Annotated in this window: 16 protein-coding genes; 3 read left to right on the forward strand and 13 right to left on the reverse strand. The window is 67.1% G+C overall.

Features of this window, described 5'->3' with window-relative positions; all coding sequences use genetic code 11:
- Positions 1-154 precede the first annotated feature (154 nt).
- Both L6Q96_09305 and L6Q96_09310 read left to right on the forward strand, forming a co-directional pair.
- Positions 155-2,257 carry an NAD-dependent epimerase/dehydratase family protein gene (locus L6Q96_09305; protein MCK6554760.1) on the forward strand — a complete coding sequence of 701 codons (2,103 nt, stop codon included), beginning with the start codon at positions 155-157 and terminating at the stop codon, positions 2,255-2,257.
- Positions 2,254-3,378 (forward strand): glycosyltransferase family 4 protein, encoded by a 1,125-nt coding sequence (locus L6Q96_09310; protein ID MCK6554761.1) that lies wholly within the window; start codon positions 2,254-2,256, stop codon positions 3,376-3,378. The genes L6Q96_09305 and L6Q96_09310 overlap by 4 nt, the downstream gene beginning before the upstream one ends.
- A 35-nt stretch (positions 3,379-3,413) precedes the next feature.
- Here the strand turns inward: L6Q96_09310 and L6Q96_09315 are convergent, their stop codons facing one another.
- The 4 genes from L6Q96_09315 to L6Q96_09330 all read right to left on the reverse strand — a co-directional run bounded on the left by L6Q96_09315 (position 3,414) and on the right by L6Q96_09330 (position 9,533).
- On the reverse strand, positions 3,414-4,865 hold the full coding sequence (locus tag L6Q96_09315) for an aspartate aminotransferase family protein (GenBank protein ID MCK6554762.1): 1,452 nt from the start codon (positions 4,863-4,865) through the stop codon (positions 3,414-3,416).
- On the reverse strand, positions 4,853-6,079 hold the full coding sequence (locus tag L6Q96_09320) for a hypothetical protein (GenBank protein ID MCK6554763.1): 1,227 nt from the start codon (positions 6,077-6,079) through the stop codon (positions 4,853-4,855). Before L6Q96_09320 ends, L6Q96_09315 begins: the two co-directional genes overlap by 13 nt.
- A 4-nt stretch (positions 6,080-6,083) precedes the next feature.
- Entirely contained in the window at positions 6,084-7,229 is a 1,146-nt protein-coding gene (locus L6Q96_09325) for a right-handed parallel beta-helix repeat-containing protein (protein MCK6554764.1), read from the reverse strand.
- Positions 7,230-7,466: 237 nt separating this feature from the next.
- The gene (locus L6Q96_09330; protein MCK6554765.1) at positions 7,467-9,533 is read right to left on the reverse strand and encodes a hypothetical protein; all 2,067 of its coding nucleotides are present in this window, start codon (positions 9,531-9,533) and stop codon (positions 7,467-7,469) included.
- A gap of 497 nt (positions 9,534-10,030) precedes the next feature.
- On the opposite strand from L6Q96_09330, the gene L6Q96_09335 reads away from it, so the two are divergent.
- Positions 10,031-12,571, forward strand: a complete 2,541-nt coding sequence (locus L6Q96_09335) for a hypothetical protein (GenBank protein ID MCK6554766.1) — start codon at positions 10,031-10,033, stop codon at positions 12,569-12,571.
- 135 nt (positions 12,572-12,706) lie between these two features.
- Here the strand turns inward: L6Q96_09335 and L6Q96_09340 are convergent, their stop codons facing one another.
- From L6Q96_09340 to L6Q96_09380, 9 genes are all read right to left on the reverse strand, one after another.
- A complete protein-coding gene (locus L6Q96_09340; GenBank protein MCK6554767.1) occupies positions 12,707-13,483 on the reverse strand; it encodes a methyltransferase domain-containing protein in 777 nt (258 codons plus the stop codon).
- Between the two features lie 8 nt (positions 13,484-13,491).
- Positions 13,492-14,697, reverse strand: coding sequence for a hypothetical protein (locus tag L6Q96_09345; protein ID MCK6554768.1), 1,206 nt, complete (start codon positions 14,695-14,697; stop codon positions 13,492-13,494).
- Complete coding sequence (locus L6Q96_09350; GenBank protein ID MCK6554769.1) at positions 14,694-15,845, reverse strand: GDSL-type esterase/lipase family protein; 1,152 nt, start codon at positions 15,843-15,845, stop codon at positions 14,694-14,696. The genes L6Q96_09345 and L6Q96_09350 overlap by 4 nt, the downstream gene beginning before the upstream one ends.
- A 467-nt stretch (positions 15,846-16,312) precedes the next feature.
- A complete protein-coding gene (locus L6Q96_09355; GenBank protein MCK6554770.1) occupies positions 16,313-17,089 on the reverse strand; it encodes a methyltransferase domain-containing protein in 777 nt (258 codons plus the stop codon).
- A 27-nt stretch (positions 17,090-17,116) separates the two neighbouring features.
- Positions 17,117-18,379: a glycosyltransferase gene (locus tag L6Q96_09360; GenBank protein MCK6554771.1), complete on the reverse strand. Its 1,263-nt coding sequence runs from the start codon at positions 18,377-18,379 to the stop codon at positions 17,117-17,119.
- The gene (locus tag L6Q96_09365) at positions 18,379-19,887 is read right to left on the reverse strand and encodes a lipopolysaccharide biosynthesis protein (protein ID MCK6554772.1); all 1,509 of its coding nucleotides are present in this window, start codon (positions 19,885-19,887) and stop codon (positions 18,379-18,381) included. Before L6Q96_09365 ends, L6Q96_09360 begins: the two co-directional genes overlap by 1 nt.
- A gap of 46 nt (positions 19,888-19,933) precedes the next feature.
- Complete coding sequence (locus tag L6Q96_09370; GenBank protein ID MCK6554773.1) at positions 19,934-21,268, reverse strand: nucleotide sugar dehydrogenase; 1,335 nt, start codon at positions 21,266-21,268, stop codon at positions 19,934-19,936.
- 193 nt (positions 21,269-21,461) lie between these two features.
- A complete protein-coding gene (locus L6Q96_09375) occupies positions 21,462-22,667 on the reverse strand; it encodes a glycosyltransferase, exosortase A system-associated (GenBank protein ID MCK6554774.1) in 1,206 nt (401 codons plus the stop codon).
- A gap of 212 nt (positions 22,668-22,879) precedes the next feature.
- Entirely contained in the window at positions 22,880-24,067 is a 1,188-nt protein-coding gene (locus tag L6Q96_09380; protein ID MCK6554775.1) for a glycosyltransferase, read from the reverse strand.
- Positions 24,068-24,074: the final 7 nt, after the last annotated feature.

Raw genomic sequence — 24,074 nt, forward strand, 5'->3', positions numbered from 1 at the left:
GTGTCATCCAAACGGTAGGGGCAGGCCTTGGGCCTGCCGCCGTGTCGGCAGACCAGGGCAACCACGAGGGTTGCCCCCACGGGCAACCCTCGTGGTTGCCCATACGGGCGGTGGCAGTTGCAGCGCGCCGGGAATTGGACGAAGTTACGGTCCGGTGAGACTGCTCTGCCTCGTTGGCGCGGGCAATATCGCGCAGATTCACGCCGAAGCCCTCCAGTCGGTCGCCGGCGTGCGGATCGCGGCCGTTGTCGATCCCAACATCGAGGCGGCGCGGCGCCTCGCCGCGGTTTACGGCGTGTCCCGCGCCTATCCCAGCGTGTCCGATGCCATGGCCGCAGGCGGTATGGACGCTGCGCATATCTTGACTCCTCCCAATCTGCACCACGACAGCGCACTGCCGTTCGTTGTCGCGGGAAAGCCGGTGCTGATCGAGAAGCCCATGGGTGTCGGCACGGCTGAGTGCGAAGCTCTGCTGGCCGCCGCGAGGGGTTCCGGGGCCTCGATTGGGGTCAACCAGAATGCGGTCTTCCATCCGGCCTTTCTGGCGGCGCGCCGACGCATCGCGGCGGGCGAGTTCGGGCGGCCACGCTTCGTCGAATGCGTCTACAACGTTCCACTGCGCCAGTTGGCCGCAAGGCAGTTCGCGCATTGGATGTTCGACAGCCCGGGTAACATTCTTCTCGAACAGGCTGTCCATCCGTTGTCGCAGATCGTGGCTCTCGCCGGGCCTGTGCGGGATCTGCGCGCCATGGCCGACGAACCGGTGGCGATTGCACCCGATTTGGACTTCTACCCGGCGGCGAGCGTGACGCTCGCCTGCGAGCACCTCCCTGCGCAGTTGCGCTTCGCCGTCGGTCAGTCCTTCCCGTTCTGGCAGGTGTCTGTGGTTTGCGACGATGGGGTGGTCGTCGCCGACATCATCGGCAATCGGACGTTCGCCTGTGCGCGGACGCGCTGGATGGACGCGGTGGACAATGCCGCGTCTGGCGGGCGCACTGCGGTCGCGATTGCCTGGTCCGGTTGCCGAAACGCCTTGGACTATGGGCTTTCGCTCGTGCGACTGCGGGGTCGAAGCGATCCGTTCTTCCGCAGCATGCGCGGGAGCATCGCCGCGTTTCACGCCGCGCTCGACGGCCGCGCTCCGTACGAAACCGACGGCCTCTTCGGCGCCACGCTGATCGGGGTCTGCGAGACGATCCGCGATCGAGCGTTTGCTGCCAGGGCGCCGCGGGCTCCCGCCACCCGTTCCACCGAAAGAGCCGAGACCCCGGTCGATGTCGCCGTCCTGGGGGGTACCGGCTTCATCGGCGCGGAGACAGTGCGTCGCCTTGTCTCGGCGGGACAGCACGTCTCTGTGATGGCACGCTCCGTACGCAATCTGCCGGCGATCTTCCACCATCCGCGGGTCGCACTCCGGCGTGGGGACATTCGCGACGAGGCGGCGGTGGCGCGAGCCATCGGGGTCGCGCCGGTGGTGATCAATCTGGCACATGGTGGCGGCGGGACGAGTTTCGAGGAAGTGCAACGCGCCATGGTCGGCGGCGCCGAGAACGTTGCCCGTGCGTGCCGGGCGCAAGGGGTGCGTCGGTTGGTACACGTCGGCTCTATTGCCTCACTCTATCTCGGCCCGGATGCCGGTACGGTGACCGGGGCGACGCCGTCGGACCCCCGGGCCGACGAGCGTGGCGACTACAGCCGCGCCAAGGCGATGTGCGACCGTATGCTGCTCCAAATGCATGCGCGTGAGGGGCTCCCGGTGGTCATCTTGCGCCCTGGCCTGGTCGTCGGCGAGGGCACGTCGCCGTTCCATTCTGGCCTCGGTTTCTTCAACAACGAGCAACACTGCATAGGGTGGAACGTCGGGCGTAACCCGTTGCCGTTCGTGCTGGTCGGCGATGTGGCGGAGGCGATCGTTCTGGCCAGCCTGGCCGAGGGTGTTGAGGGGCGGTGCTACAACCTGGTCGGTGATGTCCGTCCTTCCGCCCGGGAGTACGTTTCGCGGCTGGCTCACGCGCTGGGTCGACCACTGCGCTTTCATCCACAGTATGCGACTGCGCTGTGGCTCGTGGATCTCGGCAAGTGGGTCATCAAGCGGATTGGCGGACGCGAGGTGCCGCTCCCGTCGCGGCGCGATCTGATCTCGCGCGGTCTTGCGGCCCGGTTCGACTGCGGCGACGCCAAGCGCGATCTCGCGTGGAGGCCTGTGGCCGATCCGGCCGAGTTCGCGCGTCAGGCGTTCGCCGTGCACGTACGATGAGAGAAGGTGGCCCGCCGCTGGTGCTCAGTGTCTTCTCCACTTTCGGGGTGGGGGGACCGCAGGTGCGCTTCGTCACCGTTGCCAACCGCCTGGGCACCGCGTTCCGTCACGCCATCATAGCGATGGACGGTGCGCTGGACTGTGCCCAACGGCTGGCGCCGGAGCTCGACGTCGCCCTGCCGCCGGTAACGATCCGCAAGGGCGACACGCTGGGAAACGTGAGGCGCTTTCGTCGGGTGCTGCGGCGAATCCGCCCGGACGTGCTGGTGACCTACAACTGGGGTGCCATCGAATGGGTACTGGCCAACTTCTGGCCTGTGGTCCGCCACGTTCACGTGGAAGACGGCTTCGGGCCGGACGAACAGACGGCGCAGTTCGCTCGTCGCGTACTGGTGCGCCGCGCCGTCCTGCGCCACATCGCCGTCGTCCTGCCCTCGCACACGCTCTGGCGGGTCGCGACGGAGATCTGGCGGCTACCGACCCGGTGTCTGCGTCTCATCCCAAATGCCGTCGATCTCGATCGCTTCACGCCGGCAACTGACCGGACGCGGCAGGATGGTGTGATCATCGGTACCGTTGCCACCCTGCGGGGGGAGAAGAACCTGCCTCGGCTCCTTCACGCCTTCCGCCAGTTGCCGCCGACCTCCGGGGCACGACTCGTGATTGTTGGGGACGGGCCGGAGCGGGGAGCGCTGGAAGCGCTTGCGGTCGAGATCGGCCTTGGTGCGCGAGTGCGCTTCACCGGCGCGGTGGCGGATCCGTCCTCGATTCTCCGCACGTTCGATATTTTCGCGTTGTCCTCGGATCAGGAGCAGATGCCCCTGTCGGTGATCGAGGCGATGGGCGCCGGCCTGCCGGTCGCGGGGACGAACGCGGGCGACGTGCGCGCCATGGTGGCCGACGAGAATCGCCCGTTCGTCGTGGCGAAGGAAGAGGGCGCGCTTGCCGGCGCGATGGGAAGATTGGCCGCGGATGTGAATCTGCGCGCGCGCCTGGGCGCCGCGAACCGCGCCAAGGCGGAGCGGGAGTTCGACTTGCGGGTCATGGTAGATGCCTATCGTCAGTTGTTCTCGAACTCGGATGAGGGGCGCGACCGCCCGGACGGTCATCGGGAGTCATGAACCGCTGCGTTTATGATCCCGGTAGGGCCGTGCCGTCACCCCTTGCGCCCGACGAGATTCTTCAGGCGGTCGACGACCATCGCCGGGGACGTCTCCCACGCCTTGCGCATGGCGCGGCGCAACGTGAGGTTCTGCGTGCGGGTCGCCTCAAGTTCGCGCGTGAAACGGTTGCGGCTCGTCAGGTCGGGTTTGCCGGCCGTGCCCTCGAGCAGGCGCACCGTGACGTCGTCGAAGACTCTCAGCACCGTGTCGATCTCCTCGTCGGAGATGGTCAGCGGGGGCAAGATGCGGAACACGGCCCCGTCGAAGATCGACTTGAGGTGCACGCCCGCCTCGCGGCAGAGGTGCTCGAACGCCTTTCCCGCTTCCTCCCGGCTCAGCCCGCGCTGCGGGAGTGGCGCGGTGTCGACGCCGATCATTAACCCGCGGCCACGCACGTTGGTGAAGAGGCCGTACTTTTCGGCAAGCGCATCGAGGCCGGCGCGCAGCCGAGCGCCGCGCTGCGCGGCCCCGGCGAGCAGGTTTTCCTCCCGAACGATGTCGACCACGGCCGACACCGCCGCAGCGGCCACTGGATCGGACTGATGACTGCTGAAGTTACCGAAGCGGCCGAGGATCCCCGCGGCGATCTCGTCGGTGACGATGACCCCGGAGGCTGGGAAGCCGCCGCCGGCGCCCTTCGAGAACACCAGGATGTCGGGGACGACCCCCTCCGTCTCGGTGCCGAACCAGGTACCGGTCCGACCCATACCCGTCTGGGCCTCGTCGGCGATGAGCAGGGCGCCGAGCCGTTGCGCGACCTCGTGCAGCCGTTTCAGGTATCCGGGTGGCGGGAAGATCATCCCACCGGCCGACAGGATGGGTTCGACGACGAAGGCGGCCACTTCGCCGTTCGCGTGCGCGCGAATGAACTCTTCCGATGCGGCGAGGCACGCGTAGTCGCAACCGGGATACTGCAAGGCGACCGGGCAGTGTGCGCAGTCCGGGGTGAGAATCTTCAAGGCGCCGGGGACCGACAGGCTGGTGTCTCGGCTGCTCGTGCTCACGGCGATCGTGGCCAACGTCAGGCCGGAGTAGCCGCGCGTGAAGCCGACGATGCCGCGCTTCCCCGTATAAATCTTGGCGATTCGAAAGGCGCACTCGTTGGCCTCCGCCCCGGTCGACAGGAAGATGGATTTCCTGAGGTTTCCCGGCGTGACGCTCGCCATCTTTTCCGCGGCCTCGAAGATCGGCCGACTGAGGAAACCGGTGCCGTGGTGCAGCATGGCCCGCGTCTGCTCGACGATGCGCTCGATGAGGCGCGGGTGATTGTGCCCGAGGAGGGAACATACCTGGCCGGCCTCGAGGTCGATCAGCGGGTTGCCGTCGACATCGACCATGGTGCACCCGCGGGCCTCCTGCAGCACGCGATCGTTGTAGGCCGTCGCCATGAGCACGAATTCGCCGTAGCGGTCCCACAGCTTGAGACTCTCTGTCAGTGTCGGCATGGCGGGATCCTCGTGTGCGTTCTGGACTGCGCCTGCGCTCGTCTCCTGACGGCGCGGGGCAGCGCCATACCGCGCCGTGCCATCTGAGCGACGAACGGCTTGAGATCTCGGCGGTCGAAGAGGGTGAACGTGTTGCGTGGGGACACGGCGCAGGCGAGCGCCGCGCACGTGGTTGCGGTCGCCACGTGGTCGTCGCGATGGGCGGCCAGGATGGCCGGCACCAGCCGGCCGAGATCGACCCAGACGCGCGAATTATGTTGAAGAGGTGCGCGCGGGACAGGTGCGCCGGTCGTGTCGCGGTAACCGACGACCGGCAGGTCGACGCCGTTGGCGACGGCGCAGCCGACGTTGTAGTCGGTCCGACCCACGGTGAACTCGATGAAGTAGTATTCGCCGGTCACGGGGTGGCGCCGAAACTCGGTCGAGCCGAAGCCCCGATAGCCGGCATGCTGGAACAGGCGAGCCGTCTCCCGATGCACGAAGTCGTCGTTGCACCCTTCGGCGGCCGCCGCGATGCCGGTGCCGCGCGGGTACTGGCGCAGCTTGCGGCCGACGAACATGCCTTTCGGCGCTCCGTCCGTGCCGAGGTACGCAAAGCAGAAGTAGACGTCCGAATCCTCGCCCGGAATCCACTCCTGCGCGACGAGCGTGTCGCTGTGCCGGGAGGCGTCGGCACAGGCCGTCGCCAGGGCGTCGCGGGTTGTCACGACAGCGGCCTTGAAGCCGTGTGTACGGACGGCAGGTTTGACGATGCAGGGGAAGCCGATCGTGTCGGCGACGGCTTCGATGTCCTCGGCGGCGCGTACGGCGTGCGTGGCCGGGTAACGGGCGCCGCAGCGCGCCAGGAAGGCCGGCAGGCGGGTCTTGTCCATCAGCTCCGTGATGACCTCGGCCGGCGCAAGGGTGAAGTCAAAGTACTCGTGCAGGGCGGCCCGATGTGCGGAGATCACCGGGACGGTACGGTCCATCGTCAGAAACAGCACGGTGCGGTTCCGGCTGCGTCGTCCGTAGGCGAGCAGGGCGTCCACGAGGCGGTCGTCCTCGATGCTCTCGACCGGGAGGAACTGCCGGAGGAAACGACTGTGGCGCTGCGGCTGAGTGGGGTCGGGATCGGCGACGTCGACCGGCACGCCGTAACGTCCGAGCGAACGCACGACGGCAAGGCCGTGGACGCCGAGGCCGAGGACGAGGGCGGGCGGTCGTGTGTCCGACACCGTTCTACTCTGCGCGCTCGTACGCGCCGGCGTCGAGCGCGCCGGCGTGAGGCCGCGGCCGCTCGCGACACCGGTCGAGATACTCGGCGACCGGGGCCAGGTCGATGCCATGACCGCGACCCGGTGGAACACCGCGATCGATGGCCGGCGAATCGAGTTGCAGGCGGTAGTCACCGCCGCTGCGATCGACGAAGCCGGGGGCGGTTGTGAGGATGTTCCGGGCGATATCGCCCGGGCCGACGAGCACCGTGCCGCGGCCGGCGAACACGTTGTTGAGAATCATAACCTCCGGGGTCCCAGGGGCTACGAACAGAAACCGGCCCCCGCCGGGCCGGTCGTTGACGAACGTGTTGTTGATCAAGAACAGGGCGTTCGGTCCCCGTCCGAGGCCCTCGCCGCCGTAGGAGAGCAGCGTGCCGTTTTCGGCCTGCGGACCCTGCTGGACGACGTTGCCGATCACGTACGCCGCTCCGCCGTTCGGTAGGTCGATCTCGTAGCTGGCGGTACCGTCGGGGCCATTGACGATCCGATTGTACAGGACGAAGCTCTCCCTTGCCCGGCTCTTCAGGGTGTGGCCCACGCGGGCATGGTGCGAGTAGCTGGCCCGCATGGTCAAGCGTTTCACCTCGCCGATGTACAGATTGTGGCTGTAGCCGTCGCCATGGCCGTTGTTGGCGAACTCAGTTCCCTCGATGTGAATTTCGCTGTCGAGGTTGCGGCCGGCAAGAATGCCGTTCTCGTTGTCGCGGAAGACGCAGTCGCGCACGGTGAGCCCCGGCCCTTCCTGGCGGATGCCGGCACCGTTGCGGTCGGGTACGCGGGCTCCGGAGAATTCGATGTTCTCGACCCTGGTGTGGGCGCCTTTGATCACCCAGATGGCCTTGCCCTCGGCGCTCGCGCCGGCGGCCTGCAGATGCGGACGGCCGCCGACTCCGCGGAGCGTCAACCGGTTGGCACGCCACACGGCAACGTCGCCGCTGTAGGTGGTCGCCGCGATCTCCACCACGTCGCCGTCCCGCGCGATCCTGGCGGCCGCGCTCGGCGACTTGACCTCGTGTTCGGGCCCGACGCGGATGATGGCGGCCCCTGCCGCGCCCGGCGACAGGATGCTTGCCGTATTGCCTCCACAGCCCGATGGCAGGGCAAGCACGAGAGTGCATGCTACTGACGACCGCCAGTGAGACCACATGCCGCGCATGGCTGTCAGGGCGTCGACTGGCACTTGAGGAGGGGCTGGGAGGGCAAGCCGCGGGTTGCGAGTGGAAACGAATTCGGGGCCACGGACCTGGGGGGCTACGGCCGACCCGTTAATGCCGGTACGGTCCGGGACGTGCGATCTATTCCGTCTACCGAGGTCCGGCTGGCGGCCTCTGTCTTGTTGTCGGCGTCATGGGGTGACCGTGGGGGTTGGCAACGGCCATGGGTCGACACGGACGTGCGCCACGGTCGTGTACGGTCCCACGACGGTCGTCGAGCCGATGCGGATTCGCAAGACGGATGAAGAGAACGTGGCAATCAGCGGCACGTTGTCAGCCGGCCAGGTGCTGGCTGTGCGGTCGGCGCCGGTGGCATCTATCCAGTGACCTGTCGCCGTTGGGATGCCGTCATAGGAGGCGAGCACCGTGTCGCCGTCGAGGAGGTCGATGAAATGCAGTTGCGAGAAGGCGACATCGCCGGCCGCAAGGCGGATCGCGTATTGTCCGGGGCTCGGCAGGTCGAGGCGCCAGGTGGAGGGGTCGACGGGATTGTCCGTTCCGGCGAGGCCGGCGAGCCGCCGGTCCATCGTTTGGCTCCGGTTGCGGGTCGTAAAACTGCTGCCGCGGTGCTCCCAGCCAAAGGTCCGACCGTTGCGTGTTACCGGGTACGCAGCCCCAAGGTCGTAGGTTTCATCACTCGCATCGGATACGTAGTTGCCCGTGGAGCGAAAGTTGAATCCCGAGGCCGGCCCGGTGGGGCCAGAAGGGGTCGGGGTGGGCGTGGGGGTTGCGGTCGGCGCGAGCGCAGTCGCCGTTGCAGTCGGGGTTAGTGTCGGGGTGCTCGTTTCGGGGCCTGCCGTGGGTGTGTCGGAGGCCGCGGTTGGGGTCGGGCTTGCTATCGGAGTGCCGACGGCGTCCAGGCGAAGATGAGCGAGGGTGGTGGTACCGGCGGCGGGAGCGCTGGCGCCAATGCGCACGCGCAGAATCGTGGTGGAGAACGTCAGTGACACGGCGACGTTTTCGGTGGGCCACGTGGCCGCCGTGCGATCCGCACCGCTGGCATCCCGCCAATGAGACGATGCGGTACTCGTTAGCCCGAGGGTCAGCAGCACCGTGTCGCCATCGAGGATCTGGGCGTACTGGGATTGGGCGTAGCCGGCGTCGCCAAGGGCGAGGCGGATGATGTAGGTGCCCGCGGCCGGAAGATCGACGCGCCAGGTGGATTGATTGCCCTGGGTGTTGCTTTGTCCAAACAGGCCCGCGAGGCGGCGATCGATGGCCGTACTCCGATTGCGCACCACCCACCCACTGGCGCGGGTCTCCCAGCCGAAGGTGCGTCCGTTGCGCGTCACGGGGTAGGCCGCACCGAGATCGTACGTTTCGTCGCTGGCGTCCGCCACGTAACCGCTCGTGCCGCGGAAGTTGAAGCCGTACCCCGTCCCCGGCGCGCCCGGGGTGGGGCTGTTTGTGACAGTTGGCGTCGCTGTTGGGGCTGCAGGCGTGGCCGTTGACGTCGAAGGGGGTGGGGCGGTCTCGGTTGCCGTCGGGGTCGGCGTCGGGGTGTCTACTGCCGGGGAGATCTGAGGGCTATCGGTGGGCGTGACGGTTGGCGTCGAGCTGGCGCTCGGGGGACCCGAGGGTTCGATGCGAAGGTGTGCGAGTGCGGTGGTGCCGGTGGCGGCCGACGGAGTACCGATTCTGATCCGGAGTATGCTGGTGGAGAACGTGAGCGGTACGGTGACGTTGTCGGTGGGCCAGCTCGCGGCCGTGCGGTCCGCGCCGGCGGCGTCCAGCCAGTGAGTGGACGCCGTCGTCGCGGGGCCAATCGTCAGCAGCACCGTGTCGCCATCGAGGACCTGGGCGTATTGGGACTGGGAGTAGGCGGCGTCGCCAAGGGCGAGGCGGATGTCGTAGGTGCCCGGGCCCGGGAGGTCGAGGCGCCAGGTGGACTGCTTTCCCTGGGCATTGGCCTGCCCGAACAGACCGGCGAGACGACGATCGATAGCGCTGTTGCGGTTCCGTGTGAGCCACCCGCTGCCACGGATTTCCCAGCCGAACGTGCGTCCGTTGCGGGTCACCGGATATACTGCGCCCACGTCGTAAGTTTCGTCAGAGGCATCGGTAACGTAGCTGTTGCTGGCTCGGAAGTTGAACCCTTGCGTCGTCTGTGCAGGTGCTGTGCGACCGAGCAACACGAGCGCCGCCGTGCAGCCTACGAGGAACCGATAAACGTGCATGGAACGTGGGCCCAATTGCATGGCGGGACTCCTCGGGGCGGGGATTCTGGCGTCGATTTCGGAGGCGATGTCGGTGTGTCTTGCGCCCAACGCCTGCCCGTCTGCGGGCAAGGTCGCCGACGTTCGACGCTGGCGCGCGGGTTTCCGGTGGCGAATGTGCAAGGCCCCCAAGCTACCTGGCCTCGACGTCGTCTTGGCCACGACCACGGTGACTGTCTCTCTTCCTGCGGGCCGCCGGAACGACCGTCCATTCAGTGTCGGGGGTCCGACTAGAGTCACTTTGTGGTCGGGGGCCGACGGCGGCGGGTCGGGCGGGGTGACCTCTCGTGCGACGCTGCCCGGTGGTCCCGCTCTTGGATAAAGGACACCTCCAGGACGGGCAGGCCGTTCTCGAGAGGCGAGACGTGTGGACGCTTTCGCTAAGTGCTAGTGTGAAGTCGGCGCAAGTCGAGGGGACGGGAATCTTTCTCCACCCGGAGGTTGGCCGTGGAGAGAATCGAGGCCGTAGGGTGACACGCATGTTGACTCGCGGACGCGTCAGGTCGGTAGATTGCCGGTGGCGGGGAATACTGTATGGACTGGCGATTATCTGCCTGTGGGGGCACTCGGCGGGGGCGGTGACGAATTCATTGACGATTACGGAGAAAGCCGGGAGCACCACTACCAACTATCCAATCCAACTCGGTCGCCCGTTTGTCCAGGGGGAAATTGCCGGTTTCCCGCAGGCCATGGTCGACGGCACCCCGGTGCTGACCCAGGCGGACGTGAAGACGCGGTGGCCGGACGGTAGCGTCAAGCATGCGGTCCTGACGTTTCTTGTCCCGACGCTGGAGGCCGATAGCACGGTGACGGTTACGTTCCGGAACCAAACCTCCGGTAACAATACGGGATTACTCGACAAGGCTGGTATGCTCGATCCCGCTTACGATTTCGAAGCGGCAATGGTGTTGAGCGCCGGTGCCCTGGCGACGGCCACGACGACCAGGACCCCTACCAACACAGAACCGCCGACGCCCACGCCGACGGTGGCGCCCGACGCGACGGGTACGCCGACGGCACCGCTCGACTCGACACCGACGCTGAATCCGACGCCGACACGGACGATGACGCCGACGCGGACGCCGACGGTGACCCCGAACGCGGCTGGTGTGTCGGCCTCGGCGCGGGCCATGCTGCAGGCCGGGGCGTTCACGTACTGGCTACAGGGGCCGGTGGCGACGTCGGTGATCCTCTCCGACCATTCGGTGGCGCGGACGTTCGACATCGGTTTCGACACGTACCGCTCGTTCCGGCCGATTTTCCACGCCACGTTCTGGCCGGCGAGCAAGAAGGTGCGGGTGCGTTTTGTCGGCGAGATCGCCAACACGGAGGCCTTACAGGACCAGATCTACGCTTTGGCTTTGAAGACGGGCTACGCCACCCCGGCGACGGTATACACGAAGCCGGCGTTCACGCACACGGCCAACAGCCGTTGGACGAAGGAGTTCTGGATCGGCGGGGCGCCACCGGCGATCGCCATCAACCACAACCTTGCGTACCTCACTTCGACGAATCTCGTGCCCAACTGGGACACGAGCAAAGTCGTGTCGGAGGCTGGGATCTCTTCGGTGTATAGGAGCTGGCAGAACGCCGCGAAGGACCTGTACGACGCCGGGAACTGGCTTAAGTACATGCCGAACACCGGTGGCCGTCCGGACATCGGTCCGGCGCCCGCATGGACCGTGCGCTGGCTGTACACCGGCGATCCCCGGATGCGAGATCAAGCTTTCGGGAACTCGGATCTGGCGGGAGCGTGGCCAGTGCACTTTCGGGAAGGGGACGGCAGCAAGTACCTCGACCGGGCGCAAACTGTTCCGGGCATCGGGTACCCGGTCTCGATCAGCACGCGCCCCACGGTCAAAGGATTCTTCACGGCGACCCAGGCAGCCGACCGCGTGGTGGCCGTCGGTTCGCGAACCGATGCGGGCTGGGTGCCCGATGAGTCCCACCAACCGGAGGCGTGGGGGCCGCAATACCTTCTCACCGGAGACTACTGGTATCTCGAATCCATGCAGTTCTGGGCGTCCTGGACCGCCGCTCAACCAACCGGCTCGGCGACGTGTTATCACTATGGCCGGGGCCCGACTGGGGCCGAGGGCGGCATATACAGCCAGACGCGCGGGGAGGCATGGGCGTTGCGGAGTCGCGCCTACGCGGCCGTTCTTTCGCCCGACGCCGATCCATTCAAGGCGTATCTGACGGCGTTGACGCACGATGCCCTGGCAATCTGGGAAGGCCAGCGCAACATCACCGGCTCGCTATACGAGAACACCGATCTCTGGAAGTGGGGGAATGGCAGCGGCACCTGTAAGTCCGGCGCTTCCTATGTCGCATGCGGTTCGTACGGTTGTGGCTTAGGCATATGGTTGAACAAGACCCCTCCGACAGCGCTCCATCCCTGGCACTCGGGCAATCCAGGTCTCGTGAGTGACCCCCCATTGAACTCGACTGTGGTGGCGTGGGCTGACCAGGAGTGGCAGCAGCAGTTCGTGATCTATTCGCTCGGATGGGCGCGCGACCTCGGATTCCCGACTGGCCGACTGCTGTCGTGGCTGGGGGCGCAGCTCATAAACGAATTGACCGATCCGACCTTCGACCCGTATCTGATCGTGGCCTACCGGTATCCGACCGTAAAGATCGGTCCGCCGTTGTCGTACTTTACCTCACTTGCCGATATGCGGACGGCATATCGAACCGCGACGTCCCCGTCCACTTGCTCAAACGCTTCATCCACGGTGTGCGCGAGCAGTGCGGACTGTCCGGGCGGTTCCTGCGTTGCGCGGGCGTTCGATGCACAGAGGTTCTTCACGAATTATCTCAACGATCCCGACCACGGCTACTCCGTCATTGCGATTGCTGCGGCGGCTCAGATTGCGGGCGAACCGGGCGGACAGGCGGCGTGGCAATGGATTGCCGACCACGCCCTCGGCGCAGCGAGTCTCAACGACAATCCCAAGTGGGCGATGATCCCCCGCTCCACGCCCGTGGCTGGCCCCCCGAGCGCACCACGGCTGCTGTAAGGTCCTTTGGGCCGGGATGCATGCCGGTGTTGCGTGGGCGTAGCGCGCCGAGCGATAGCGTCTTCCCGCTAGGACCAACCTGTGGGTGGATCGAGAACCTTGTGGGGGGGAGGGGGGCTGCGCTTTACGACACATCTATCCCTGCAGCGCCCAGATGCCGAGCAACCAACCTGTCCGCCGCCGACGGCCGAGGTGATGGTTCACACGGTCCAGCGCCCGGACTGCCAGGGATCGCTTCGGCGCCCCGATTCGATCGTTCCGGCATCCCGGGCAGACCAGATTCTCCGCCCATCCGTAAGTGCGCAACACCCGGTGGCGGATCCAAAGGAGTGGCGGCCAGTACTCGCGATCGAGGAAGCACAGGGCAAACTGTGTCGCTGGCGGAGTGAGGTACAGCTCGCGCAGGTTTCGTTCGTTGAAGCGCCCGACATGACCCCAGGCGTTGAACACGTGACCGCATCGATTGCAGCGTACGAGATTGGCGGCGAGATCCTCGTCGTTCGGGACCGTGATGAGCACGTGCCGTCGCGCGACCCGCCACACTTCGGCCAAGCACGTTGCCCGCTCTTCGTCAGGAAGGTGTTCGATCACTTCTGTGCATACCACCAGATCGAACGCGTCGTTCGAGAACGGCAGCGCGACGGCGGACGCCTGCACCTTGCGGCCGTTGACGTGCCGTAGCGTGGCGGGTGCAAGGTCAACGGCAGTGACCGCGTAGCCCGTAGCGGCGAGGTGATTGGACAGACCCCCGTGCCCCGAGCCGACGTCCAGCACCGTCCGCGTGCCGGCCGGCACCTGGCGCGCGATCCAGGCAATACGGTCGCGCTCGCGTGCGCTGAGATCGCCATCCCGGAAGCGCCGCGCAAAGAGTTCACGGTTGTAGTCCTCGGTGCAGGACGTACGGGCGTCCATCCGCGTTGTCAGACCTTCCGTGACACGGCCCCGCCGAGCGCCAGCATCTGGGCATCGATGAAGAACTTGGCGGCCCAATTGAGATACTCGTAGCGTCCGTAGCTCCCGGACACGGGGAACGATCCCTTGACGCCGCCGCGGATGTTGTCCGGCGCGTCGATCTCGATCGTCCGCCGCACGAACGCCGTGGCTCGCACCGCGGCGTCGCGATAGCACCCCTCGCCGGTCTCCTCGAATAGCAGCAGCCAGCAAATTGCCAGTTGTACCGCACCCGTCAGACAAGCCCAGGGTACCGCGCCGCTCCAGTCCTTCCGCAGTCGACCGGGAATGAACCCATCCGCTCTCATGACACCGAGGAGCGCATCGGCTGTCCGCCGGGCGGCGCGCAAGAACAGCGGCTCGCGGTTGTACCGGTAAGCCTCCAACACCCCGCGCAGCGCGTACCCGATCGTGTGTGTCAGCGGCGCGGACGGATCCTCCAGGCAGCACCGCGCGAACCACCCGTTGTCGCTCTGGTGCCGTAACGCCCAGCGCACGTTCGCCAGTGCCGCGCCGGCGTAACGCGGATCGTTGGTAACCCGCGCAGCCTCCAGCAGGCCCCAGGCCACGTGCGTTTCGTAGGTCTTCTCGCCCGCGGCCGCAAACGGCGTCGGATGCCGTCGCCAGCAGCCGTCCGCGTCCTGTGTGCGCACCAGCCAGTCGGCAGCCCGCTGCATGGCCTCCGCGTAGTCGCCGAACTCGCGGACCCCGGCACTCAGGCCGAGGAGAATCTGTCCCGTGTTGAACGTAACGGGCACCCACGGCGTTTGGCCGACGACGCCGCCGGGGAAGCCCCCGTCCGGGAACTGGATCGACACCAGCCAGTCAAGCATCCGCCGCGCCCGGTCTGCCGCCTCCCTTTCGCCCCGCCAGCGCGCATAGGCCAACAGCGTCGGGACAATGTAACCGGTCGTTTCCGGGTACGATGCGCCCCAGCCAGACACCAGGCTGTAGTGGCGCGCCACGCCACCGTCCTGTGACGTCGATCGATCCTGGGCGCGATACAACCAGTGCGCGGCCGCATCGACGGCGCGGGCCGGGTCGACATCGGTTGCCGGTGCGCCCGCCAGCCGGTCGCGGAGATGTGCCGCGCGCGCCGCCGGCGGCAAGCGCAGGAAGTCGCGCGTTGCGACCATCGGCCGGAGGCTGCGGCGCAGGGCGGACCCCAGGCTCATTGGGTGCTCGCGTGCGCGCCCACGGCATAGGTCGTCGCCCCCGGCGCGGTAATCGCCTGCGCCAGGACCTCGGCGATCAGTGCATGGCCGCTCGCGTCGTAGTGCGGATCGTACGGCAAGATCGGTGCGCGGCCGGGAAAGCGTGTCCGAAACGCCGGCAGGAGGTCGATCGCGGGGAGGCCGGCGCGCTCGGCCGCTGCCGCGACGAGATCCTGGTATCGCGGTGGCAGCTCCGGACGCCGGATCTGCTCGGGAACCGGGATGATGACGACGACGCCCGCCGTCCGGTGCGCGTCGAGCAGCCGCCGAAAACGACGAAGTTGCTCCTCGAACTGGGCGCTGCGCCGCCGGATGTCGTCGTCCACCGTTCCGGCGACCAGGCGCATCTCGTAGCCGTCGCTCGCCGAGCGGGCCGCAATGACGTCGTGGGCGGTCATCAGTGTTCGCGACCGCCGCAGGAGCTGGATCCCCGACCAGAGCAGGCGGGCCTCCGGACCAGCGGGTCGCTTGACATCGAAGAGGTATGGGGCCCCGCCGTTGATCTCCGAACCACGCCGGTAGACCTCCGCAATTTGAGTGACCTCGAAGTCGTTGACGTAGACGCAGAGCACCACGAGGTCCGGCCGGAAGCCGAATCCGGTCTTCTCGAGAAACGCCAGTTCTTGATCGGTGGCGTAGGCACGGACCCCGGCATTGATGATTGTGAATTTCTGGGCGGGTCGCGCGCCGGATCCGGCGTTGAGTCGCCGCTCGAGCTGCGCCGTGAAGAGCGCGGCGTCATCGACGCCCTGGCCGTACACTTCCGAGTCGCCGAGAACCAGGATGCGCGTCTCGCCGGGTTGTTTCGGGCCGAAGGCGGGGGTCCGCAGCCCGTGTTCGTCGAGCGCGACAAGGTGCGTGTAGGTGTAATGCACATCGTGCGGAACCATCCGCCACCCGAGGTCGGGATCGGGCACGACCGCGCTCGGCGGCCAGTGCTCGGGCAAGGGCGCCGGCAGAAACACGGCGGCCGTCGCTTCCAACAGGAGCAGACCCAGCAGGAGTCCGAGGATGACCATCGCGGCCGCGCCGGTAACCCGGCGCGCGCCGCCACCGCGACGCGTGCCCTGGATGGTGGCGCCGGCGTGGGGCGTGAGGCTAGAGTCCATCCTGAGTCCTGGGCTGGGCGACTGAGGCAAGGGTCAGGCTCGCAGTCTCTTGAAGCAGAGTGCCTCTCCGTCTCCCGGGCGCAAGCCGGGGTCAAGAAGCGGTGGAGACCACGAAGCTCCGCCGCGTCAGCTTCCTCCGAGACACGTTCCACCTTACTGTAGATCGCGGTCCACCACCCCGTCCCCCACGGTCTGCGCCGTGTCTCCAGACCATCGCTCAGGCAGATCCATCGTGCAAGCCGCATTTCGCGAGGGCAGCACCCGCGGTCCGTGCAGCATGCTCCTGCGCGCGCTGTCGGTCAGTGGCTCTGATTTACGATTTCCGCGTTTGCGTGCACGGCGCGAAGAAATCAGATGGGGAGGGCGAGGCTCCTGCCGAGCCGCGACGGTCTGAGGACGGCTCGGCTGGAGCCTCGCCCTCCCAGAGGCATGGCTGAACAGCCCGTGGGTTACGGGCGCAGCCCGCGCTAGGCGGACCGCACCGGCCGTTGGCAACGAATCACACACGTCCACGCCAGGTAAGCGAGCGGGGGGACGGCGCGGAGGATGGCGTCGTCGAGGGTTTCCAGGGCACGCAGTGCCACCCTGCGCGCACCAGACAGGCGCGGGAAGGCCAGAGCCGCGGCGAGCGTTGAGGTGAGCGCGTAGCTCTCCAGGTCGACGGCGGCGAAGTGCCGGCGCAGCAGACGGATGTCGCGCGGCTTGAGCGGATGTTCGAACGGCGTGCGCGCCGCCGGCGTGAGCCATCGGTACACGGTGGCTGCGGGGCTCCAGGCCATGGGCTCGATCATGACAACGGTGCCCGTATCGGCGAGAAGGCGTGCCCACGTGAGGCTGACCCGCTCGACATCGAGATGATGCAGCACGCCGGTGCAGCAGATGACGTCGAAAGAAGCGGGTGCGAAGTCGGCCGTTTCCGCATCCATGACCAGCGCGTGGGCCCTCTCATCGAGCCCCTCGCGGGCGATGGCTGCGCGGAGGCGTGCGACGGGTTCCTCGGCGACGTCAATCCCGACGACCGTTGCGCCGGCCCGGGCGAGCGGCGTCACGCCGCCCTGAGAGCAACCGACGACGAGCACGCGCTTGCCGGCGACGTCGGCGAGGCATTGGCGGTACCGGGCGAAGGCCCGCTCCGCCAGGAAGTAGAAGCGGTCACGTCCCTCGCCTTGCTCCGCGCTCACCCTGCGGTTTTGCGCTTCCGCCTCGACGCGCAGGCGAACCTCTCGGTCGTCCGGGTCTTTCATCGTTCCGCGCTTACTTCCGGGACTGTCTCAGCGCGCCGCGAGGTCGTCCAGCAGACTCGCCAGGGTCCGAGCCGCTTCCTGCCGGCTGTACCGCGCCACGCCGGCCGCTTCACGGTCGAAGCGGCGCTGTCTCTGCCGCCATGCACCCGCCAACGCGGCCAGCGCCCGGGCGATGTCATCGACGTCGTCGGGCTCCGCGCAGTACACCCCTTCGAAGTCGCGCATGACGCGATTCGTTGCGCTGGCGGTCGGAGCCAGGCAAAGAACGAGTCGGCCCATCCGCAGGTACTCGAAAGCCTTGTTCGGGATCTGTGTGCGGGTTTCCTGCCCACCCTGCAACACCAGCAGGGCGGACGAGCGGTTCATCACCTGTAGCGCCTCGGCGTAGGGCAACCGTTCGATCACCTCCACGTGGGATGGTAAGCCCAGCTCGGCGAGCAACCGCCGGACCGCGGTGGCGCCGGCGAGCGGCCCACCGCCGAGCAGGCAGATGCGGGTCGTGTTCGGGAGGTCATGCCGGTCGAGCCCCAGTCGTACGGCGCGCAAGAACGCCGCCGGATTGCGGAAATCGGAATAGAGAAACCCGCCGTGCGTGATGGTGAAGTCGGCTTCTTCATCGGCCACGCCGAGGTCGGTGAAGTCGGGCTCATCGTAGCCGTTGTAAATCACGACTGACTTGCCGCGCACCGCACCACCGGCTCGCCGATCGAGTTCGTCGACCAGCTCCGGGGTCGTGCCGACTACGCGATCGGCGCCGTTCAAGACACGGGCTTCCATCGCGGTCTCTACCTTCCGGCGCAGCGACCCACGTCGCTGCCCGGAGCCCCAGGGGTCGCGGAAATCCGCCACCCAGGGCAGGCCGGTGATGCGCTTCAGGATGAGGGCGAGCAAATGCGCTGTCGGCACGGGACTGGTGGATAGGAGCGCGTTCACGCGGTCCGTGCGCACCGCGCGTAAACCGTCCCGCACACCGAACGGCAGCCAGGAGACGTAGCGGTCCGGCACGGCGGTAAACGCCGGGTAATGACCCCGCACGGAAAACGTCTGCCGGCTATCCAGGCAACAAGCGCGGTACACCCGTACCGCGGGTGGAACCTGCGTCAGCAGTGCCGGGTCCAAGCTCTCGTGACAGCGCTCGGGGACGGTCAGGACGCTCGTGTCCCAGCCGAACTGCGGCAGGTAGCGGGTGAACTTCAAGGAGCGCAGAGTCCCGCTGGCGTTCGCGGGCGGGTAGTGAAAGGCGACGACAAGAAGGCGTCGAGACCCACGGCCCGCGCTCGCAACGTCCATCAGACCTCCGCACTTGCACGGTCCCTCTGCCGACCGAGGATGAGCGGGCGCAAACGGTCAAGCGCTTGCGTCCGCAAGTCGCGGTCGAGCGCGAGCATGGCGAGGACGACCACCGCCACACCGAGCGTGCCGCGAATAAGCAGATCGATGAACACACTGGAGCACAAGCGGGCAGCCAGAGTGACGAGGACCGCCATAACTGCGGTTGCCAGCATCGATTTCAAGATCAGTCTGTAATGCACGTGCAGTACCAGTGCCTGACGGGCATACGCATAGCTGGCGACGAGAATGGCGCCGTAGGCCAACGTCGTGGCGACGGCCGCTCCGGTCAGACCCAGCAGCGGGAGCAGGACGAGGTTGAGCGCGACGTTCAAGGCCGCTCCCGCCAGCGTGATGCCCGCCGCCGCGACGGTGCTGCGCAAGACGCGCAGACCGAACGCGGCGACGAACGTCAACTGATCCATCAAGACTCCGGGCAGCAAGTACGGAGTCAGGGACGCGGAGGTGCCATATTTCTCCGAGGCGAAGACGAGGATCAACTCTCGGTTCAGCAACAGGAAGAGTGTTCCGAGAGGGACCGCCATCGCCAGCGCATAGGTCAGGAGTTGCGAGGTGAAACGAGCCGTCGATTCTGCGCCTTCCTCGGCCCAGAGGCGAAAGGCAATCGGCAAGGTTGCCAATTGCAGCGGCAAGAACAGCATGGTTGCCAGGTTCGTCGCCAGATCGTAGGGCACGGTGTAGATCGCGACGGCGTCGAGGCCAAGGAAGCGTCCGATCAGATAACGATCCCCGTACTGCAGGAGAAAGCTGCCCGCACCGACAATGGTCAGTGGCAGCCCGTAGGCCGTTGCCGCTCGCGTGGCCGGACGCGACCAGCGGAGCCCGGTGATCGCGCCGCGCCTCACCAGACCCACGGCGGAGGCACCTGTGACGACGCCTTCGGCAACAACGAGCCCGAGGACGACGGCGTAGGCACTCCGTTGATAGGCGATGAGCAAGGCTATGGAGAGGAGCACCGGAGCCCAGCGCAACAGCACCTGGACGACGGCAAACGTCCAAACGTCTTCGCTGGCACGATAGATCTCGAAGATGACTGCGCCGGCCACGCGAATAACGACCACGAGCAGTGCCAGTCGCATGGGCGCGATGACCGCATGGTTGCCGCCCGCAAGCCAGCTGAGAAGGGCAAGGGCCACCAGTGCCGCCCCAACGCCGCCCGCGACCGCACCGGTCAGCATCGCGTTACAGAACTCCACCAGGGCGCCGCGTCCCCGCGTCCGCCAGGTGGCATAGAAACGCGTCGTTGCTTGCGGAAAACCGAGTCGGCCGAATGCCCCGATCAGCGTGACGGTGACCAGTACCAGACTCAGAACCCCGAACTCCTCGCGGCTCAGCAGACGGGTCGTGACCGGCATGGATAGTAACCCGGCGAGCATTCCGATCGCGTGCGCGGCATAGTAGATCGCAGAGGAGGCAATAACGCCTCGGCCGCTGCCGGCAGTGTTCATGCTCGCGGTGTCCGGAGAGGTGGCCTGTTCGCGGGAGCCGGTTGGATCAGGCGGAGACGATTCGGTCACGGTCGGTCGCGATGTGGCGCGTCGCGTTGCGGGTGTCGACGACCAGTCGGCCGTGACGTACGACCGCCTCGTAGTCGACCGTCGAATGGTCGGTGACGATGACGACGGCGTCGGCGCGGTGCAGCTCCTCCGGCGTCAGGGGCACGGAGGCGAGACCGAAGTCGTACCGGCGCCCGCGGCGCAGTTTCGGAACGTACGGGTCGTGATAGACCACCTCGGCGTGCTTGCGCTGCAGGAGCTCCATCAGCTTGTACGCTGGCGACTCGCGGTCGTCGTCAATGTCGCGCTTGTAAGCGACGCCGAGGATCAGGACGCGCGAGCCCTTGAGGCTGCGGCCGCGCTCGTTGAGGGCGTCCATGAGCCTGGTGACGACGTAGTCCGGCATCGCCTGATTCACCTCGCCGGCCAGCTCGATGAACCGCGTCGCCAGCTCGTACTGCCGGGCCTTCCAGGTCAGGTAGAACGGATCGATCGGGATGCAGTGTCCGCCGAGGCCCGGGCCCGGGTAGAACGGCGTGAAGCCGAACGGCTTGGTCGCCGCCGCCTCGATCACCTCCCAGACGTTGATCCCCATGCGGTCGAACAACACTTTCAGCTCGTTCACGAGAGCGATGTTGACGCTGCGGTAGATGTTTTCCAGCAGCTTGCTCGATTCGGCGACGCGCGCGTGCGACACGGGGACCACCCGGGCGATCACGGCGCCGTACAGCGCCGCGGCCACGCGGCCGCACTCCGGGGTGATGCCGCCCACTACCTTTGGGATGGTCCTGGTCGAGAAGTGCGCGTTGTTCGGATCTTCCCGTTCCGGCGAGAAGGCGAGATGGAAGTCCTGCCCGACGCGCAAGCCACCGCGTTCGAGGATCGGCTGCACAACCTCGTCGGTCGTGCCGGGGTACGTGGTGCTCTCCAGCACGATGAGCTGGCCGCGCCGCAGGTGCGGGGCGATCGCCTCCGCGGTGCCGACCACGTAGGAGAGGTCGGGTTCGCGATTATCCGTCAGTGGCGTCGGAACACAGATCAGCACGGCGTCGCACTGTGCCAGCAGGGCGTAGTCAGTGGTCGGGAAGAAGCCGCCCTCGCCGGCTGCCGGCGGGTGGTGCCGCAGCAGCGGTGTCAGCCGACTCGCCGGCAGGTGGCGGATGTAGGATTCGCCGGCGTGGAGGGCGTCCACCTTGGCGTTGTCGTTGTCGAAGCCGATAGTACCGAAACCGGTTTCGGCGAACGTTGCTACCAGCGGCAGGCCGACGTAGCCGAGACCGATGACGCCGACGACGGCGCGGTGCTGGTCGAATTTCGCGATGAGGTTGGTCATGGCGGTTTGGGTGCTCCTCTTAGCCTCGAACGAAAAATGGTCCGGTCGAGAATCGAGAGTCTACGGTCGACAGATGGCAGTGAAGTTAGTCCTCAGGGGGTCCAACGCCGAAGGCGTTCGGACCGTTCCTTCGTTTCAACAGGCACGCTCGGAGGTTCGGTTGGTGCGAGCGGGGTTCCGTCCCGACCGATCTTCACCGATGCAGTAGCCGCGCGTACGTGTCGACGTGCACCAGCACGATCGTCTTCCATTGCCGCTCGCGGCAGATGCGTTCTCGGGCGTCGGCGCCCATCCGCTCCCGCAATGCCGGATCCTGCATCACGCGCCGCAGCGCGGTGGCGAGCGCATGCGGATCGTCGGGCGGCACCAGCAGACCCGTGACGCCGTCGCGGATCAGCTCGCGCATCCCGCCGACGTCGCTGGCGATGACGGTCCGGCCGGAGGCCATCGCTTCGAGGGGCTTGAGCGGTGTTACCAACTCCGTCAGCCGCATCGCTTTGCGTGGGTAGGCGAGTACATCGTAGACGGAGTAGCACCTTGGCACCTCGTGATGCGGGATCGGTCCGGCAAAGACCGTTCGCTGGTGGACGCCCAGTGCCTCGGCCTGCGCCCGCAGGGCGTCCGCGACTTCGCCGCCGCCGATCAACAGAAGACGCCCGGCGGGGATGTCGCGAGCCACCGCCGCCCAGGCGGTGAGGAGGTCGTCAAGACCCTCGTAGCGGTAGAATGATCCGATGAAACCCACCACGGTCTTGCCGGCGAGGTCCCAGCGCTGGAGCAGATCGGGATCCTTCGGCAGCGGGTGGAACAGGTCCGTGTCGACGCCGTTCGGAATGAGATACAGGCGCTCGGCAGGGAGGCCGCGGCCCCGAATTTCGTCGCGCAAGCCGGTGCATATAGCCCCGACGGCGTCGGCCCGGCGCATCGCCGCCGTCTCGACGGCCCGGATGGTGCGGTACCGCAGCGATCCCTCGGTGTGCGTGCCGTGGTCGACGCCCGCGTCCTCCCAGAAGGCCCGGACCTCGTACACCACCGGCAGGCGCATGCGGCGCCCGACCCATAACGCCGGCCAGGCGGTGAGAACCGGGGAATGCGCGTGCAGGACCTCGGCACGGTGGCGCCGGGCGACCTCGGCGACCCGGGCGGCGAGGCGCCGCATGAGTCCCAGCTCGGCCATGCCGGGCAGGCTGTGCCTCGTCGCCGCGGTCCCGACTGGCGTGCGATAATACGTGATGCCGTCGATTGTCTCTTCCGCCGGTCCCGGCCCATGCTTGGGCGTCGTCACCGCCACCGGGTCGAGGCCGAGCTCACGCTGCGCCCGCAGGATGTGGTGGCTACGGCTGCTGTAGCCGCTTAGCACCGGCAGTGAGTGGTCGAGGACGTGGAGGACGCGGGTCATCGTTCTTGTGCGCGCGATACGACGATGGCGTCACGGAGTCGAATCACCCGTCACGGGCTGAATGCCGGCATGACGTGGCGGACGCCTGCCGTGGCTGGCACGCCATCGTCACCCCGGCGAACGCGGGGGGCCAGACGTCAGCGTACTCCCATTCCATCCGACGCCGGATGCCGGCTTGCGCGGGCATGACGACGATCCAGCCATCAGGGGCGTTATTGCACCTGCTGCAGCGCCCGCCGGTACTCGTCGACCACGTCCCTTGCCACCGCGTGCCAGTCGCGGGCGGCTGCGCGGGCGGCAATGGCGGCGCGGTCCCACGGCCGAGCCAGTGCCGCCTCGGTCGCGGTGACGAAAGCCGCCCCGTCCCAGTACGGCACGAGCGCGCCGTCGACGCCCGGCTCGACGAACTCGGCATTGCCGCCGACATGGGTGGTGACCACGGGTAGGCCGCAGGCGAGTGCTTCCATCAGCGCGTTGCACCACCCCTCCCAGCTCGTCGCCAGGCAGAAGAGGTCGGCGGCACTCATCCACTGCGCGATTTCGCCATGGACTTGCGGCGGAACGAGGCGAACTTGCTCGGCGAGCCGATGCCGCTGCACCAGTGCCTCGACCAGCGCTCGGATGGGCTTCCCACCCCCGTCACCACCGACGATCACGTACAGCAGGTCTGGATGGCGGGCGAGCAGATCGGGCAGCACCTCGAGTACGCGGTGCTGGCCTTTGCGCTCGATCAACGCACCGACCGACAGAAGGATACGGCGATCCTGAGGCAACCCGAGGTGCATACGCGCGGCCGTCCGATCGCGCGGATGGAACGTGCGGGTGTCGATGCCGTTAGGTATGACCCGGACCGGCAATCGGCCGATCCCGGCGATTTCCGCGGCGACCTCGCTCAGCGACGCGCTGACCGTAATGATTCGCGCCCGCCGTAGCGCCCACCGCATTTGCAGGCGCCGCAGCGGATACCGGCGCAGGCGGGCCTCGTCGCCGCGGACGGTAATCAACAGCGGGCATCCGAAGCTCGCGCTTAACAGGGCACCGGCAACACCGTCCGGATACGCGAAGTGTGCGTCGATGAGATCGAAACGGAACTTTGGTCGGATGCTCTGCAACAACGATCTGATGCAGAGCGCGTACAGCAGTGCATCGGCGGCTTTCGCTACGGCAGGGACCGACAGGAAGCGCGGGTGGTACACCGTCAGCCCGTCGCGTTGTTCGACCCGCGGCGTTCGTGCCACCTCCTCGCCCCGCCAGCGCGCGTTGGCCGGGAACCAGGGAATGGGCGAGACGACTACCACCTCGCACAAGGCCGCCACGTGCCGGATGCGCTCGTGCACGAACGTGCCGAACGTCGGCCGCGTGCTGCTGGGATAGACGGAGCTCAGGACGAGCGCGCGCATGCTTTGC

This window comes from Candidatus Binatia bacterium (assembly GCA_023150935.1).
Lineage (GTDB): Bacteria > Desulfobacterota > Binatia > HRBIN30 > HRBIN30 > JAKLJW01.